This window comes from Ralstonia sp. Ralssp110, assembly GCF_047325135.1.
Lineage (GTDB): Bacteria > Pseudomonadota > Gammaproteobacteria > Burkholderiales > Burkholderiaceae > Ralstonia > Ralstonia mojiangensis.
In genome coordinates, this window is sequence record NZ_CP168610.1 from 1,583,531 (window position 1) to 1,597,764 (window position 14,234).

Genomic DNA, 14,234 nt, shown 5'->3' on the forward strand with positions numbered 1-14,234 from the left:
ACCGAACAGGTTGGCAGACCGGACCACAGGAACCGGCAGGGCCGAAGCCCTCCTGTCCGGCCCGCCCATAGGAGTGCCAGACGTGCGCAAACAAAAAGCCGCGCGAAAAACTAAGCGCGGCTGATGTGCGCCTGTGGATACCGGGCTGCCAAGCCCGTGTGCCGGTGTTTCCGGCGACCGGTCGAGTATACGGCTGGTCGGAGTTACGTGCAAACCAGCGGGAAGCAAACCGGCAGCTTACCTACCAGCTCAACGCGCTTGACCGTACCCATTTCTCGGAGAGGCGACGTGTGTTTGAGGAGGCTGGTGTTTGTGTTCAGCCCTGACGAGTGGCACTTGCGAGATGGTAGAGTCGGAATGTCTGAATTCGGTCAACACAGGACATTCAAGTACAGGGCCATGAACGGAACAGAACCGCTCCCATACTTTCGCTACCATCCGGCGCCCCTTGCAACCGGTGCTGTCGCTGCTAGCGAAAAGATATGCGCGTGCTGCAATCAGGCGCGAGGCTACATCTATGTAGGACCGGTCTATTCAGTCAACGATTTGCACGACGCGTTGTGCCCGTGGTGCATCGCCGATGGTTCTGCAGCCAGCAAGCTGGACGCATCTTTCGCTGACTCGTACCCTCTGGCGCGTGCGGGTGTGCCAGCCGACGTTATAGAAGAGGTGAATCTTCGGACCCCGGGCTATGTCTCTTGGCAACAGGAGTGGTGGCTTTCTCACTGTGGTGACGCTTGCGAGTTTCATGGCGATGTCAGTATTCAGGACGTCGAGTCAGCATCCGACAGCACCAAACAAGCTTGGCTGCTTGAGTACAAACAGGACGAGGCGGCGTGGAAATGGGTTACGGAAGGCTACCAACCAGGTGGTGACTCCGCTCTGTACAAATTCGTGTGTAGGCACTGCAGGCAAGTGCTGTTCGCTTGGGACTTGTGCTGACAGAAGTAAATCGTATGCCCCCCAATGTCCGCAGCCAGGAGCGGCCAGAGAATACTGAGGTTCAAATCGTATGAGTATGAACGACGCATTGTCGTATTGGTCCCCGCTATGTGGACTGGTGCAGCGGCTCCGCTGTTGGGTTCGTGTTTCGTGGAGAGCAGCCGCTTCGACCGTAGAGGGACATTGGGGGCAACTTCTGATTCTGCCAACGGAGGGCTATCTAGAAGGGCCGGGTGGGCCAATCCCGCTTCGGGATGTCCAATGGGTCGAAGTATCGACGAGCCTTATCAAAGGCGGCATCGCAGGACGGCCACTGCAGATACTCGACGTGAAGGATGAAATTCTTGCGGGCTTACGTGGAACGCAGCTCTGTTGGGAGTTGCGCGAGAGCACGTGGTCAATAGAGAGAGTTTTCAAAGAGGAGCCGGTCCGAGTGTTCCGCATCGCGAACCCGTTTTTCATGGGGTCAAGGTCGTAACCCGCAAACCGGAGTCGAAAGACGACGTGACGCATCCGGGAATCCGTTGCCATCGACCGCCTAGGGCGGCAACGTCCGTCGCCCCATGAATTTCGAGCCGGCGGCTTTCGGCCAATAGCGGTCAGCCCCCACGGCTCGCACCGCCGCCAGCAGATCGGCCAGCGATGCGAGCCACGCCGCAACCCCTACACCCCCGCCTCAATCAAATCCGAAATCTGCACCGACGCCCGCGCAAAGTCAGTCAGCGCGCGGGCGCGCTTGTGCCGATAGCTGCCGGCGGAGATGACGACGGGCTCTTTGGCGTCGTCGTGCTGCAGGACGATGAGCATGCCGGTGTAGCGGTCTGCCTGGTAGATGTGTTTGTTGAGCAGTTGCAGCGCGCGCTCGACGTCGGCGGGGTAGAGGCTGGCGAGCTCTTCCGGCGTGAGGGCTGCGCGGGGCGCGGCGTCGATGCGCGGTTGTGCGGTGAACTGGCCGGTCTTGCGGATGGCAGGCAGGACGATGGACGTGACCCACTTGCGGAAGCGGTGCGGCACGGTGCCCGGCTTCACTGCGTCGCGGCAGCGCAGGACTAGGGCGTACATGCCGGATTCGCTGATGACCGCCACGGACTGCATTCCGCCAAGGGTCTGCATTGAATGCAGACCCTTTTCCTCCTCATCCAATTTCCGAATTGCCGTTGCATCCAAGTGCAGCGCCGCGCAAAGGTCGGTGGCTACAAACCACGGCTCGCCGTCTCGCAAAACAACACGGACGGCGTTTGATTCGAAATTGAAGGTGTTCGGGGTAAGGGCGAGCGCGGACGCGCCAACAGACGTGTTAGTCATAGTTGAATCCTTTGTTTTTTGGCTTTGAGGCCGCCCCCCGACGCCAATCAGGGGGCGGCTACCGAACGGAGTTGGCGTACCGGAAACAAAGGAAACCGGCCCAGCCGAAGCTGGCCCCGCCCGGAGCCGCCATAGGAGCAACTACGAGACACACGCAAACAATAAAGCCGCGCGTAGAAAGACGGCGCGGCTTGCTTGCGCCTTTGTATTCCGGGACGCCAATCCCGTGTGCCGGTGTTTCCGGCGACCGGCCGAGTATACGGCTGGTGGGGGTTACGTGCAAACCAGCGGCTTACCGAGCAGCTCGACGCGCTTGACCGTACCCATTTCTCGGAGAGGTAACGCGCTATCTGGAGAGGATGCGGCGGATCTTGTCGATCTCTTCGCCGGGGCAGAGCGGGATGCGGAGAAACTGAGATACTTGCAGGGGAGGGAGAGGGCGCTGGAGAGAGCGGATGCTCGTATGCAGCCCTAGACAGTGAGGCAGTATTGCCGTAGCAATGCGCCTCGCTATAATCGGCTAGCGCTTTGGTGTGTCGTTGGGCGCCCCAATCAACTCGAACGAAGAAGCCGATGTCCAACCTTGAAAATCGTGCCAATGCGCTTGGAGATGTCCGGGCGGAGAACGACCACGCAATGCTCGACACTGCGTTCTTCGAGGGGCAGGACTATAAGATTCTCTTCGAATCTGACGACAGGTTCGTCGTAGTCGGCCGGCGCGGCACAGGGAAGAGTGCGCTGACGTATCGGCTCCAAAGGGAATGGAGAGAAAAGAAGTATTTTGTCGTTGTAGTCGCTCCCGATGAGGAGGACGTATTCGGCTTGCGCGCCGTGGCGTCGAAGTTCGGCACGACGGTAACGCGAGTGCGTGCCGCTATAAAGACAGTTTGGCGATACGCGATGGCAATGGAAATTGCTCTCCAGCTGCATAACTATTACAAGACAAAAAAATCGGTTAGTGACTCCGATATCTTGCTTCCTCTTCTGAGGTGGGAAAAAAGTGGCTCTAATATAGTTTCGCGGACAAAGATCGCCCTGAAAAACTCGCTGCATGCCGAAGACTCTCCAGATGAGGCGATCTCCGAGCTGGCCAGTAGGCTTGATGTTAACCATGTGGTTGCCGAGGTTGACCAAATCCTCGCCAAGCTTGGCAGGAAGGCTATGGTTATTGTTGACCGCCTTGATGAGGGTTACGAGTCCGATGATATCGGCATAGGGATCGTTGATGGCATTATCTACGGCGCCGACGACCTTAGAAATAAGACGAACAATATAAAGTCCGTTCTGTTTCTTCGGGATAACATTTTCAGGGCAATTCAGTTCTCTGATCAAGATTTCACTCGCAATGTCGAAGGAAACGTCCTGCGGCTACATTGGGATACGCAGGAACTTTTCTATCTCGTATGTCGGCGTTTGCGTGCGGCCTTTGATATCGATATTGAGAGTGATATCAAGCTGTGGAACAGTGTCACATCCAATGAGCTACACGGGCGCGAAGGGTTTCGGGCCTGTTTAAAGCTCACACTGTACCGTCCGCGTGACTTAATTTCGCTGCTGAATACAGCTTTCCATAATGCAAAGAAACAAGAGCGGAAAACGCTGATTCCTGCTGACCTTCAAGCGTCTGCGACTCATATCTCTTCGATTCGATATGATGATCTGCGCAAGGAATATTCATCCGTATTTCCGGGGATTGGTGAGGTCACCAAAGCTATTGCGCAATGCGGTCCGAAGTTTTCGGTGGATGAAGGGTTACGCGTTCTTGACGACCTTTTGGAACAACCCGGTCTGGCTGCCGAAACTGCGCAGCATATCAAGATCATTGGTGGGTCAATGGAGGTCTTGAAGACGCTTTACGGCATTGGGTTCGTTGGCGTCGAGGATGATGGGACTGGAAACTACATCTTCAGCCACGACGGCAAAAAGGCTGACCGGCTTTTCGACTCGAAATCGAACTTTCTTATTCATCCTTGCTATTGGAATGCGCTGGGGATTCGAGGCGAGGTTTCCGATAGTGCCAACGCCGAAGAAATCTTTGATGAGTACGAAATCACCATATCCTCTTTGGTGAAAGAGCAACGGAATCAAGGTATCGGCCGGATGATCAGCGAACTCAATCAGATTGAACCAGGATTAGATCACGCGGCGCAGTTCGAAGACTGGTGTAAGCGTGCAATAGAGCTAATCGCTGCACGTAGGCTAACCAACATACAGCTAAAGCCTAACGGGAACGCTTCGTCACGGCGCGACATCGTTGCAACCAATAACGCCACAGAAGGATTCTGGCGGAGGGTTCGTGAGGACTATAACTCACGCCAAATTGTCTTCGAGGTTAAGAATTACGAGCATCTCGGGGTAGACGAATATAGGCAGGCAAATTCATACCTAGTTAATGAGTACGGGCGCTTCGCCTTCATAATATGCCGCGACAAGCAGAAGGAACTTTCAAAAGGCGCTGATCTGGATGCATTTCGAGAGTTCTACCAGCTTCATAGGTCAATGATTGTCAAGATTACTGCGAGCTTCGTGGTGGCAATGCTGTCGAAGCTCCGAAGCCCTCAGAAATACGATACGGCAGACGAGCAATTGGAAAAACATCTGGATGCGCACATCCGTTTGTACGCATCGGGACAATCCGATGTTGTCTCGAATAGGAAGCGCTCGCGGAAATCGTAGACGTATCACCGCTACCATGCACCCAAAGAGCGGGAATCATCGCTTTGCAACGACTGGCGGACCTCAATGGATCTCGAGTACCAATGCAATTGCTGTGACTACTTCACCGTGGGCGCGAGAGGGGACTGGGAAATCTGTCCTGTGTGCTTTTGGGAAGATGACGGCTTCGGATTGGATGACCTTGATTCGTGGTCGGGAGCAAACCACGGTCTCACCCTGCGGCAAGCGCGGGCCAATTTTGCGCGCATAGGGGCATGCTGCGAGGCGATGCGGTCCAAGGTTCTGCCGGCAGATGAGCGGGGCCGCTATCGGTATGTGCCCCGTCAGGTTTGAGGCGGCGTTTCTAGATGTTGACTCGCATTCGTTCGTTGTATTTGTAGATTGCGAAGTCTTCTATTTCGGTGATCGCGAGAGCGAATTCACTGGACGGCGACGGGATGATCACCCCCGATATCTCTGCGTTGTCGCGGTAGCTAATTGGCCCGCCGCCATAAGCAGGAACGCTTGAAAGAAGGGCCTTCTCTAGCCCTGGGGACACGACCAAAATGGCCTTGCCTCTATTGTCTCGATCGGTCGCATCCTGGACAAAGTAGCCAACGCCCCGAACCATGACGAAGACGCCCTCTATGGTGATCTTCTTTCCTTCGAATTTCCCGCCTGCCTGGATCAGGTCAGCAACTCGCATAGCGTGATTTCCTTTGGTGAGTGCTTTGATGCGCCCGCTATGTAATCAGCATTGCGCCCAGAGAACCCAAACGTGCGCAGCAACCAGCCTGCGCACGCTTGAAGCGGCTGGCATCCACATCCAGCCGTAAAGACGGGCGACCGCGATGGTGCAGCAACACCATCATGGCCGCCGGACCCACTGGCGTAGTCAGTGAGCCAAGCCAAGGCCCGCCTACCTTCCTAGGAGGCGCGGCAATTCTAGCAAAGCACTTAGGCTCAATTGATACCAATGGCAACACCGATCATTCCGTGGATCGGCGGCAAGCGCCGCCTCGCGGATCTCCTGCTTTCCCGCTTTCCCGCCCACAAATGCTACGTCGAAGTTTTTGCCGGCGGCGCCGCGCTGTACTTCCTGCGGCCCGCTGCGAACGTGGAGGTCATCAACGACAATAGGCGGTGACTGTCATGCCCGCCTCGATGCGGGGCTCGCCGGGCGCAGCGGCGGAATACTCGATGTGGGCCCCGCTTTGGAAACCGAACAGCGTCACCGGCATGCGGTTCTGGGAGGTCTTGGTAATGCCGAAGACGCGATCGAAGCGGACGGTTTCCAGAGGCATACTTATTGGCGTTCTGTCGGAGCCTGCGGAGCGACGAGTTCTATTTTGACGAGGTAGACGCCAAGCGTGCTGACCTTCTCTGTAACGCTGATCGTGCCGCGTTCGGGCAGAGAAGGAAGGTTCCACAGGGATGCGCACGTCTTGATCGTGCCAGCGCCCCCAGGGTCGACAAACTGGACGGCCGTGTGGCAGCTTTTGGCGCCTCGAACCTTTTCAAAAGTCGTTTGCGTTGTTAGCGCCCGGTCTGCGGTGAAGCGGGGAATTGCAGTCGCCCAGGTCCACGTCGTGAAGGCGCCGAACAGCGCAAAGCAAACAAATTGCCCCACTGGGTCGATCTTGCGCTTTGACGAAGTGTCCGACGTTGGGAAATCGAGTATGGCGAACAGCGTTGCGACAATCACCCCTCCGGCCAACGCGATATAGAACCTTGGAAACAGGGACGGGGCGTAGCAATCGCGCGCAAACAAAAACGCAGGGTAGATAGACAGCAACAAAAGGAACAGCAGGGACAGACCCAGGATTGCTTTGTGTCGCGCGAGCATTTCGTGTGTTCTGGGGGAACGGATATCGCTGAAAAGCAGCAGGGTAGTCGATTTCGACGAACGCCCAGATGGTACCCGCGTACTCGTCTTGCTTGGTCAGGTCTTCAATTGTTGAGCACGCGGTGAGCGGGCTTACCGATCATGCGCCTCTGGAAAAACTGCTGCCATTCCTTTTCCCCAAAAAAAACCAGCCCACAAGCATAGTGGAAACGAAATGTATATAAAAATCGTGGCCCATAAAAACAAGGAATAAATGTCGCGATCCGGCATGATTGCGGCAGTGAAAGTTATTTCAACCAACCAAAATGGAATGCCAAATCCAAGGACGCCTCGCCGGTAAACCGCGCTCCCGTTTGGCTGGTTTCTGTATTTACTAAAATAACTAATGGTCCAATATGTTAAAGGGATCCATAGTATTGCTATGAGTATTAAAAGAAATAATTTCATTTGGCCTCTCCCGTCAAATCAGTGGAGATAGAGGTAAGTTCCAGTAACGGCTCCCGCCGCGCCTCCTAACATTGCGCCAGCCATGGCGCCGGGTAGCAAAACGCTCCCTTTCCGATAGTCCTTCACGTCGCAAGCCGATGCGCGTAATTCGGCCGCAGCTTGTCCTCAAGAATTGCGTCCACCGCATCGAGGCCGCGCGGCTCCGGGTTCAACCACGCATCAATGTTCTCCGGCTTGATCGGAATCGGCACACGGTCGTGCCCGGTCGCAGCAATCTCCGGCGGCGGATCGTCGGTGATGATCGCGAACGACAGCAGATCCTTCTCGCCGGGCTTGCTCGCGCGCCAGTGTGACCACACGCAGGCTACGAGCAGCGTCTGCGGCGGGTCGGGGCGGAATTCGAGGATGGCGTTTGTGCCCTCTGGCTGCTGCACGTATTCATAGAACGCATCGACCAGGACAAGGCCGTGCGTGTGGCCGTACTGGCCTTTCCAGAAGCCGCGCAGGTTGTCGCGGCGGGCGTTGTAGGTTCCGGGATACTGCTCGTCGTAGAAGGCCGGTTTGCCGGCGGGGCGGCACTGGTAGCGCATCGGTTTGACGACGCGCCGGCCGTTCTCCATGACCATCACGGGCGCGTACCAGCCGGGGTAGATGCGCGAGTCGCGCGGCTTGAGCTCGGTGCTCTTGAGCTCTTCGAGCTTGCCCTTGGCCGCCGCGATCTTGTTGGTAGCGATGCGGACGTCTTCAGCGGCTTTCTTGGTAGCCTTGGCGGCGAGGGCCTGCTGGGCTTTCTCCAGCCGTTCGGTCTGCTTGGCCAGCTCCTGCAGCAGCGCGATTTCGTCTGCGGCCATGCGCGCGCGGATGACGTCGGCAATCTTCTTTTCTTCTTCGGTCTCGGGCGATTCGAGGAAGTGCGCGGTCATCGCCCGCGGCACACGCATCTTGGGGTTGGCGAAGTACTCCATCACCATCCGCGTGAATTCGTCGAGCGACATGATGGCGCCGTACTCGTGTACGAACCGTCGATAGTCGGCTTCGATTTGGGCGGAGTAGCACATGGGGGCGCACCCTTGGGGTGGGGTGGTCCGATGATACTGTGCGCGGTGGTGTGAAGACGCGCCGGTAAACCCGCATCAGCACGGGCGCGTATTAGAAGGCGCTCCGAAGGGCTATCGACTCGCTCAATTGCGTAAACGTTTGCTGTGAACCGAAAAAAAACGCCCTGCACACGACGCGGGCGTGGCGCTCCCCCCTCGAAAGGAAGCGTCATAAAACGCAGAAGACGCAAAAGTACGGGCCATTGAGCATTCTGCGTATTTTCATTATCGGCGAACGGAACAGAAACCAAACCACCAGGAAGGGGTAGCTGCCGGCCGTGTATTACAGGCGGTCACCTCCGGTCGGCTGGCGGTCGCTCCCCTCTGACCTTGACGATCATCTCGGACAGCCAGTTCTCTTGTTGCAGCGCTGCCCGCAGGGCTAACACCGCAGCGCCGAGCGGGTTGTCCGGGTAGACAAAATACTCTTCTGTTTCTACGCGCCAAGCGTGGTACCCGACGACGTGCAGCGCGCGGATCTCCCAAAGCAGCCGCATGACGGTTTCGTTGTCGCGGTGCTCTTCGGCCAGCTTGTGCAGCTCGGCAAGGGTAAGCGCGGGGAAGCGCTCGCGGATAGGGTTCGACATGGGCGCACCGTCACCATTTGCGAGCGTTGCGCATCGCCCGGCGCTCATGGGGGGAGGGCTCGGCCGGGCGGGACGCGCGTCGTGCCTCTATCTCTGCAACGTGCTCGTGAAACCAAGTCTCCGCCGCCAGCTCTTCGTGCAGCGCTGCGACGGCAATGCCGAACCCGTCTGTCCGGCCGCCCGGGCCGGCGGCCTCGGCGACCTGGTGCACGCGATAGACGAGGTTGCGCAGGGCCTGCACTTCCATCACCAGCCGCCGTACGACGGGGTCGTGGCCATAGCGGTCGCCGATGGCCTTCAGTTGCTCGGTGCTGAGCGCGGGGTATTCGATGCGGAGGGGATAGGGCATGGTACGAGTACTGTATGTTTATACAGTATCGTAGGCCGGATGCTACGCGTCAACGTAGACAATGCAGACGTGGAGCGGGGCGCACCTGGGCGGGCTACCTGCTATTTGTTCCGGTTTCCGGGAGGAGGACTGACTCGCCCAATTCCGCCAACATCGCGGCGCATAGCTGCTTGTCGCCCGGATCGTCGTAAAAGTCACGATCTGCCCGAAGGTTTAGAAAGAGCTCTATCTTGTAGTCCGAAGAAAAGGCGCTTTTGGTAATGGGAAGCGTGTCGCTCAACGCTTTGAGCAAAAGCGATCGACCTCTTGGTTCGACGGCCTTCTCGTTCTCTGACATGCGTTGCGCATTGGCGACTAGCGAGGTCAGCAAAACCTTCATTCTTTCTAGACCTTCCAGCCGCTTGGGGTATTGATCATCCCTTGGCACGGTGGCGAGATATTCATTCGCCAACTCAAAGCCTGTGGTCGCCAAGTGAAGGAGAAATGCCATCAGCGCAGCAAGCTCATCTTTGGGCGGATTGGCCTTGAATGCTGCGTCCGTGTACACCTTGCGAATCGCATTGCCGCCCGCCAAGTACTTGTCGTAGTCCGCAAAACGAGGCTCGATCGGTACGCTGTGGTTGTGCAAGATCGCCAAGTTCTCCAATGCCGTCATCCTGGCGAGGAGGTCTGCGCCATCCTTGGTCGAGAAACGCGGCAGAGGCACTGCACCGGTCGCCAGAATACGTGCGGTCTTAATGTAGTCTTCGCTCGACCATATGCGCGACGATGCGGGAATTCCAACCTCGGCATAGGGCGACGGCTTGTCTGTTTGAGCGTTGACTGGCTGGGCAAGGCAAAGCACGAGTGCAGCAATGAGGGTGGAGTTACGGGTGCTGGTGATGTGCATGTTCGCGTCTTCTTATTAGGCGTTTTCCGCGGGGCTGGAGGAATTGGGCGCCGGCGCGATGATGTCCAGCCACTTCCACCCGGCAAACCGATCTCCGCTATGCCGCAGGTGAGTGTAGCGCGTCAAGCTGGACGAGGCAGAGCGCGTCTGCTATCTGCAGCACACGTGTGTCGGCGCCAAGCTGGAGGCGCGGACGTTTGGCACTGCGACGAGGAATCAATGAGTGCAGCGCATCCCTCGAAGGTGGTTTTCGCCGTGCTGTGGATGCGGTCCTGGGCTGCGGAACGGCAGCTACACCTGCGACTCGTACGAGCGCGAGGCGGGCGCGGACTGGAGGATTTGCGGCACGGAGCGACGGATCGGCGCACTCGAATATTGGACACTGTCAAATATTCGGCCCCAACTGCGCTGCGCGGAGAAATAGAAAAGCCAGTGTAATCGCTTGATTACACTGGCTTTTGTTTGGTCGGGGCGAGAGGATTTGAACCTCCGACCACCTGCACCCCATGCAGGTACGCTACCAGGCTGCGCTACGCCCCGAAGCCTGAAAGTATAACAGAGGCCTAGCGCCCATGACTAGTAGTTCGCTCGCAGTTCGATCGGGCGCTGTGTGATGGTGCTCCGCATGGCTGCGGCAAAGAAAGTCCTTGCGCTAGAGTGCGCTCTAGCACCTGTAATCAGAGCGTTCACACTAGGAGACTCCCATGAACGCACTCGAGAACAAGCAGATCCTGCAAGCCGCTTTTGCCGAACTGGCTGTGAGCAACGCCAAGCCCTTCGTTGATCTCATGGCGGATGATTTCAGCTGGGTTTGCACTGGCACGACGCAGTGGTCGCGACGTTATGCAGGCAAGCAGACGGTGCTGGATGAGCTGTTCGCTCCGCTGCGAGCGAAGCTTGGTCGCATTACGACGGTTGCCCACCGCTTCACAGCCGATGGCGATACCGTGGTTGTAGAAGCGCAAGGCCGCAACACGACGCGCGATGGCGTTGCCTATAACAATCAGTACTGTTTCGTCATCCACATGCAAGAGGGCAAGATGCACGAACTGATCGAATACTTCGACACTGATCTCGTCAACCGAGCCCTTGGTACTCCGGTGGACGTCTCCACTGAGTCCCATGGCTGAGCGCGACCCGGCTCGTTTGCTGATCGGTGCCTTGGCTGAACGCACGGGCCGCAGCATTCATACGATTCGTTGGTATGAGGCGCAGGGGTTGATTCCCGGTGTTGCACGCGATGCAAAGGGGCGACGTGTTTATACCGAGCAGCACGTCAACTGGCTTGAGTTGATGGAGCGTCTGCGCAACACGGGGATGCCGGTCGCGCAGATGCGCGAATACACGGCGCTGGTGTGCGAGGGCCGAAGCACCTTGAAAGCTCGGCATGCGTTGCTGGTTGCGCATCGCGCGCAGGTCGTGCAGACGATTGCAGAGTGGACGCGCTCGCTTGCGTTGATCGACGGCAAGATCGATTTCTACGGCGAATGGGTGGCCACGGGAACGCGCCCGGCACGCCAGCCCAACGTGTCGCAAAGCACCGCGAGCACGCGCACTCGCCGCAAGCCCGAGCGCTAGCGATGGCGGACGATCAACCCGTCGCCCGCCGATACCGCGCTGGCGTCACTCCCAGTTGCTGCTTGAACGCCTTGCCGAACGCCGCTTCGGATTGATAACCGACGCGCGCGCCGATTTCGCCCGCACTGAGCTGCGTATGGACCAATGCGTCGCAGGCCAGCGTCATGCGCACACGCGTGAGAAAGTCCCACACCGTCATGTCGGCGCGCGCCTTGAAGTGCCGCGCATAGGTGGCGCGCGACATGGCCGCCAGATCGGCGAGGGCGTCGATGGTCCATGCGCGTTCCGGCGCGCTAAGCATCGCCTGTATCGATGGGCCGAGGCGCGCGTCCGACAGCAGCGTCAGCGTGCCGGAGCTGGCGTTTTCGCGCTGGCCGTACACGCGCAGTGCCATCGTCAGCAACGCTTGGCTGAGCGAGGTGACAATCGCCAGCGCGCCAGGTGCGCGTGTTTCGGCTTCGTCGCGCATCAGTCCAATGAGTGCTTGCAGCGCCGGAAACGACGCACTAGCAATCAATGACACGTGCAGTGGATCGGGCAGCGTACGGACCAGCAGCGTGGTCGAACCCGCTTCGTGAGTGAAGCGGCCGCAGAGGAGGTCGACCTCGGCGGCACCGCGGCCGGTTTGGCGGAGCGGCAACATACCGTCGTGCGATGTGCGAGGCTTGCGGGCGGGCACATCCGCAGCGCCGGTGTTGTGAATCGTGTGGGCCGCGCCGCGCGGGAAGAGGACGAAATCGCCTTCATGCAGCGTAAGCGTGTGACCACCCGTGTCGACCAGGCAACTGCCCGACAGCACGAGATGGAACAGTACTTGGCCATTTGGCTCCGGATCGTGGGGGATCGAGAAGGGCCCTTGGAACAGGCACCGCAAATCGAGGCTCGCCTGCGGCCGGGTGAGTTGAATGAATTGGCTGAGTGTGTCCATTGAGACGATTGCGACAAAAATTGCCTGAATTAAGTATTCAATGGATCGCACATAAAGACAATACTCTTTCCAACGGCGCGGCATCGGGCCAGCGCCATACCACCGGAGCACATCATGCTGAACTGGGTCGAGTATCGGAAGGAATTGCTGGGTCGCATTGGCGAGATCGGTCAAATCACGCCGGATACGGTCAAGGGCTACAAGACGCTGTCGGCTGCGACGACGGGCAGCCTGGATGCAAAGACGCGCGAACTGATCGCGCTGGCTGTGGCAGTGACCACACGTTGCGATGGCTGTATCACCGTGCACACCGCCGAGGCGATCAAGCATGGCGCAACCCATGAGGAGATTGCCGACGCGCTGAGCGTAGCGATTTCGCTCAATGCCGGGGCAGCGTTGGTGTACTCGGCGCGTGTCATGGACGCAGTGCAGGCCTACGAGAAGGCCTGACCGCGTTGGCTACCGTGCGATCCGCAGCCGGCAGGTCGCCTGCCGGGTCTCGCCAGGGGCGAGCAGGTGCAGGCCTTCGCCGTGGTGGATCGCATTCGGCAAGCCCATCCATGGTTCGACGCAGTAGAAGTCCGACGTGGCGTTTTCTGTCCAGGTGGTGATGGCGTGCCAGGGCACCGGCGCGCCGTCCACCTCGAAGCGAATACGCCGCCCGAGCGGCGCTTCCGCATGCGGCGGAATGACCAGCGTGGCTGCGCCGGCGTCATCGAGCAAGTGATATCGGTCTTGCAGGGCTGGGTCGTCTAGCTGGTAGGTCCCGCGCCCCGGCTCCGGTCTGTCGAGGCTGCCATCGGGCAGTTGGCGTGACAGCCTCGCTGACGGCATCAACAATTCGGTCGCGCCGCGCAGTGCATGCGGTAGCGCCAGGTAGAAATGATGGCCGGCGTAGAAGGGCATGGGCGCATGCGCGTCGCCTTCGTCCAGATGCTTGACGGAGAAGGTCGCCTCCAGCCCGTCGTCAATCAGCCGGTACGTCACGCGAAATTCGAAGGCGAATGGATAGCCTTGGTGCGTCTGGGGGCTGTCGCGCAGCAGTAAGACGATGTGTGCGTCGCTTGCATCTTCCATTTCGAACGGCAGGTCGCGTGCAAAGCCGTGTTGCGGGAGCTCATGAAGTTGCCCGCGCGCGTCGCGCCAGCGGCCGACTTTGCCCTCCACAAAATGCCGGCCGATGAAGGGAAAGAGCAGCGGATTGCCGCCACGCACTTTGGCTGGATTTGTCCAATCGGCCGGTTCGGGCCAGAAGAGGATGTCTTCGCCGCGATGGCGCCAGCGCACCAGCCGGCCGCCGGCTTCCGGCGCGAGCAGCAGCATGGAGCCGTCAGCACGCGAGTCGCCGATGCGGATGAGCGTGCGATCCTGAAAGCGAGCGGTTGGCAGGTCGTGCATAGGTTGGGTGGAGTGACTTGTTGGCATGGGAATCGCGTACTAGATTGTCAATGCGTTTTGCCCGGAGGGAAACCATGTCCGTCAATTGCGTGCTGCCCGCACATACCGTTCCCCCGCCCGACGAGCCTTCGCCGCCGGGAATTCCCCCCGATCTGCCATCGCCCGATGAACCCCCGCCGCCGGTCGAACCACCGGAGCTGTCGCGGAAGTAAT

The 14,234-nt window shown here is 58.6% G+C and carries 16 protein-coding genes, 1 tRNA gene and 1 pseudogene; 7 read left to right on the forward strand and 11 right to left on the reverse strand.

Annotated features, from left to right (window positions below; genetic code table 11):
• Positions 1–399 precede the first annotated feature (399 nt).
• Positions 400–942 carry a CbrC family protein gene (locus ACEN9T_RS16315; protein WP_413708296.1) on the forward strand — a complete coding sequence of 181 codons (543 nt, stop codon included), beginning with the start codon at positions 400–402 and terminating at the stop codon, positions 940–942.
• Positions 943–1,605: 663 nt separating this feature from the next.
• Here the strand turns inward: ACEN9T_RS16315 and ACEN9T_RS16320 are convergent.
• Complete coding sequence (locus ACEN9T_RS16320) at positions 1,606–2,247, reverse strand: Bro-N domain-containing protein (RefSeq protein WP_413708297.1); 642 nt, start codon at positions 2,245–2,247, stop codon at positions 1,606–1,608.
• Positions 2,248–2,820: 573 nt separating this feature from the next.
• Between ACEN9T_RS16320 and ACEN9T_RS16325 the strand changes: the two genes are divergently transcribed.
• Both ACEN9T_RS16325 and ACEN9T_RS16330 read left to right on the forward strand, forming a co-directional pair.
• Positions 2,821–4,923, forward strand: a complete 2,103-nt coding sequence (locus ACEN9T_RS16325; protein WP_413708298.1) for a P-loop ATPase, Sll1717 family — start codon at positions 2,821–2,823, stop codon at positions 4,921–4,923.
• A 66-nt stretch (positions 4,924–4,989) separates the two neighbouring features.
• Positions 4,990–5,256 (forward strand): CPCC family cysteine-rich protein, encoded by a 267-nt coding sequence (locus tag ACEN9T_RS16330; RefSeq protein WP_413708299.1) that lies wholly within the window; start codon positions 4,990–4,992, stop codon positions 5,254–5,256.
• Positions 5,257–5,266: 10 nt separating this feature from the next.
• Here ACEN9T_RS16330 and ACEN9T_RS16335 read toward each other — a convergent pair whose 3' ends face one another.
• Positions 5,267–5,608: a hypothetical protein gene (locus tag ACEN9T_RS16335; RefSeq protein WP_413708300.1), complete on the reverse strand. Its 342-nt coding sequence runs from the start codon at positions 5,606–5,608 to the stop codon at positions 5,267–5,269.
• A gap of 270 nt (positions 5,609–5,878) precedes the next feature.
• Between ACEN9T_RS16335 and ACEN9T_RS16340 the strand changes: the two are divergent.
• Positions 5,879–6,037 (forward strand): annotated as a pseudogene (locus ACEN9T_RS16340) (DNA adenine methylase); the annotation flags it as partial.
• Here ACEN9T_RS16340 and ACEN9T_RS16345 read toward each other — a convergent pair.
• From ACEN9T_RS16345 to ACEN9T_RS16375, 7 genes are all read right to left on the reverse strand, one after another.
• A complete protein-coding gene (locus ACEN9T_RS16345) occupies positions 6,030–6,206 on the reverse strand; it encodes a hypothetical protein (protein ID WP_413708301.1) in 177 nt (58 codons plus the stop codon). The pseudogene ACEN9T_RS16340 and the gene ACEN9T_RS16345 overlap by 8 nt on opposite strands.
• A 2-nt stretch (positions 6,207–6,208) precedes the next feature.
• Positions 6,209–6,748 carry a hypothetical protein gene (locus ACEN9T_RS16350; RefSeq protein WP_413708302.1) on the reverse strand — a complete coding sequence of 180 codons (540 nt, stop codon included), beginning with the start codon at positions 6,746–6,748 and terminating at the stop codon, positions 6,209–6,211.
• Positions 6,749–7,317: 569 nt separating this feature from the next.
• Positions 7,318–8,253 (reverse strand): SOS response-associated peptidase family protein, encoded by a 936-nt coding sequence (locus tag ACEN9T_RS16355; protein ID WP_413708303.1) that lies wholly within the window; start codon positions 8,251–8,253, stop codon positions 7,318–7,320.
• A gap of 332 nt (positions 8,254–8,585) precedes the next feature.
• A complete protein-coding gene (locus tag ACEN9T_RS16360) occupies positions 8,586–8,879 on the reverse strand; it encodes a hypothetical protein (RefSeq protein ID WP_413708304.1) in 294 nt (97 codons plus the stop codon).
• Between the two features lie 10 nt (positions 8,880–8,889).
• The gene (locus ACEN9T_RS16365; protein WP_413708305.1) at positions 8,890–9,228 is read right to left on the reverse strand and encodes a hypothetical protein; all 339 of its coding nucleotides are present in this window, start codon (positions 9,226–9,228) and stop codon (positions 8,890–8,892) included.
• 94 nt (positions 9,229–9,322) lie between these two features.
• A complete protein-coding gene (locus tag ACEN9T_RS16370; RefSeq protein ID WP_413708306.1) occupies positions 9,323–10,117 on the reverse strand; it encodes a hypothetical protein in 795 nt (264 codons plus the stop codon).
• Between the two features lie 463 nt (positions 10,118–10,580).
• A tRNA-Pro gene (locus tag ACEN9T_RS16375) sits at positions 10,581–10,657 on the reverse strand.
• Between the two features lie 164 nt (positions 10,658–10,821).
• Here ACEN9T_RS16375 and ACEN9T_RS16380 point away from each other — a divergent pair.
• Together ACEN9T_RS16380 and ACEN9T_RS16385 are read left to right on the forward strand one after the other, a co-directional pair.
• Positions 10,822–11,247: a nuclear transport factor 2 family protein gene (locus ACEN9T_RS16380; RefSeq protein WP_092970086.1), complete on the forward strand. Its 426-nt coding sequence runs from the start codon at positions 10,822–10,824 to the stop codon at positions 11,245–11,247.
• Complete coding sequence (locus tag ACEN9T_RS16385; protein ID WP_413708307.1) at positions 11,240–11,695, forward strand: MerR family transcriptional regulator; 456 nt, start codon at positions 11,240–11,242, stop codon at positions 11,693–11,695. Before ACEN9T_RS16380 ends, ACEN9T_RS16385 begins: the two co-directional genes overlap by 8 nt.
• Before the next feature lie 13 nt (positions 11,696–11,708).
• Here the strand turns inward: ACEN9T_RS16385 and ACEN9T_RS16390 are convergent, their stop codons facing one another.
• Complete coding sequence (locus tag ACEN9T_RS16390) at positions 11,709–12,623, reverse strand: cupin domain-containing protein (protein WP_413708308.1); 915 nt, start codon at positions 12,621–12,623, stop codon at positions 11,709–11,711.
• Positions 12,624–12,737: 114 nt separating this feature from the next.
• Between ACEN9T_RS16390 and ACEN9T_RS16395 the strand changes: the two genes are divergently transcribed.
• Entirely contained in the window at positions 12,738–13,073 is a 336-nt protein-coding gene (locus tag ACEN9T_RS16395; RefSeq protein WP_012435915.1) for a carboxymuconolactone decarboxylase family protein, read from the forward strand.
• A 9-nt stretch (positions 13,074–13,082) separates the two neighbouring features.
• On the opposite strand, the gene ACEN9T_RS16400 is transcribed toward ACEN9T_RS16395, so the two are convergent.
• The gene (locus ACEN9T_RS16400; RefSeq protein ID WP_092970092.1) at positions 13,083–14,021 is read right to left on the reverse strand and encodes an aldose epimerase; all 939 of its coding nucleotides are present in this window, start codon (positions 14,019–14,021) and stop codon (positions 13,083–13,085) included.
• Between the last annotated feature and the right edge of the window lie 213 nt (positions 14,022–14,234).

Excerpts from the sequence above, each read along its gene's own strand:
- ACEN9T_RS16365 (WP_413708305.1), bottom strand. The coding sequence starts at position 9,228 with ATGCCCTATCCCCTCCGCATCGAATACCCCGCGCTCAGCACCGAGCAA.
- ACEN9T_RS16360 (WP_413708304.1), bottom strand. The coding sequence starts at position 8,879 with ATGTCGAACCCTATCCGCGAGCGCTTCCCCGCGCTTACCCTTGCCGAG.
- ACEN9T_RS16315 (WP_413708296.1), top strand. The coding sequence starts at position 400 with ATGAACGGAACAGAACCGCTCCCATACTTTCGCTACCATCCGGCGCCC.
- ACEN9T_RS16380 (WP_092970086.1), top strand. The coding sequence starts at position 10,822 with ATGAACGCACTCGAGAACAAGCAGATCCTGCAAGCCGCTTTTGCCGAA.
- ACEN9T_RS16345 (WP_413708301.1), bottom strand. The coding sequence starts at position 6,206 with ATGCCTCTGGAAACCGTCCGCTTCGATCGCGTCTTCGGCATTACCAAG.
- ACEN9T_RS16350 (WP_413708302.1), bottom strand. The coding sequence starts at position 6,748 with ATGCTCGCGCGACACAAAGCAATCCTGGGTCTGTCCCTGCTGTTCCTT.
- ACEN9T_RS16355 (WP_413708303.1), bottom strand. The coding sequence starts at position 8,253 with ATGTGCTACTCCGCCCAAATCGAAGCCGACTATCGACGGTTCGTACAC.
- ACEN9T_RS16395 (WP_012435915.1), top strand. The coding sequence starts at position 12,738 with ATGCTGAACTGGGTCGAGTATCGGAAGGAATTGCTGGGTCGCATTGGC.
- ACEN9T_RS16385 (WP_413708307.1), top strand. The coding sequence starts at position 11,240 with ATGGCTGAGCGCGACCCGGCTCGTTTGCTGATCGGTGCCTTGGCTGAA.
- ACEN9T_RS16335 (WP_413708300.1), bottom strand. The coding sequence starts at position 5,608 with ATGCGAGTTGCTGACCTGATCCAGGCAGGCGGGAAATTCGAAGGAAAG.
- ACEN9T_RS16325 (WP_413708298.1), top strand. The coding sequence starts at position 2,821 with ATGTCCAACCTTGAAAATCGTGCCAATGCGCTTGGAGATGTCCGGGCG.
- ACEN9T_RS16370 (WP_413708306.1), bottom strand. The coding sequence starts at position 10,117 with ATGCACATCACCAGCACCCGTAACTCCACCCTCATTGCTGCACTCGTG.
- ACEN9T_RS16330 (WP_413708299.1), top strand. The coding sequence starts at position 4,990 with ATGGATCTCGAGTACCAATGCAATTGCTGTGACTACTTCACCGTGGGC.
- ACEN9T_RS16390 (WP_413708308.1), bottom strand. The coding sequence starts at position 12,623 with ATGGACACACTCAGCCAATTCATTCAACTCACCCGGCCGCAGGCGAGC.
- ACEN9T_RS16320 (WP_413708297.1), bottom strand. The coding sequence starts at position 2,247 with ATGACTAACACGTCTGTTGGCGCGTCCGCGCTCGCCCTTACCCCGAAC.
- ACEN9T_RS16400 (WP_092970092.1), bottom strand. The coding sequence starts at position 14,021 with ATGCACGACCTGCCAACCGCTCGCTTTCAGGATCGCACGCTCATCCGC.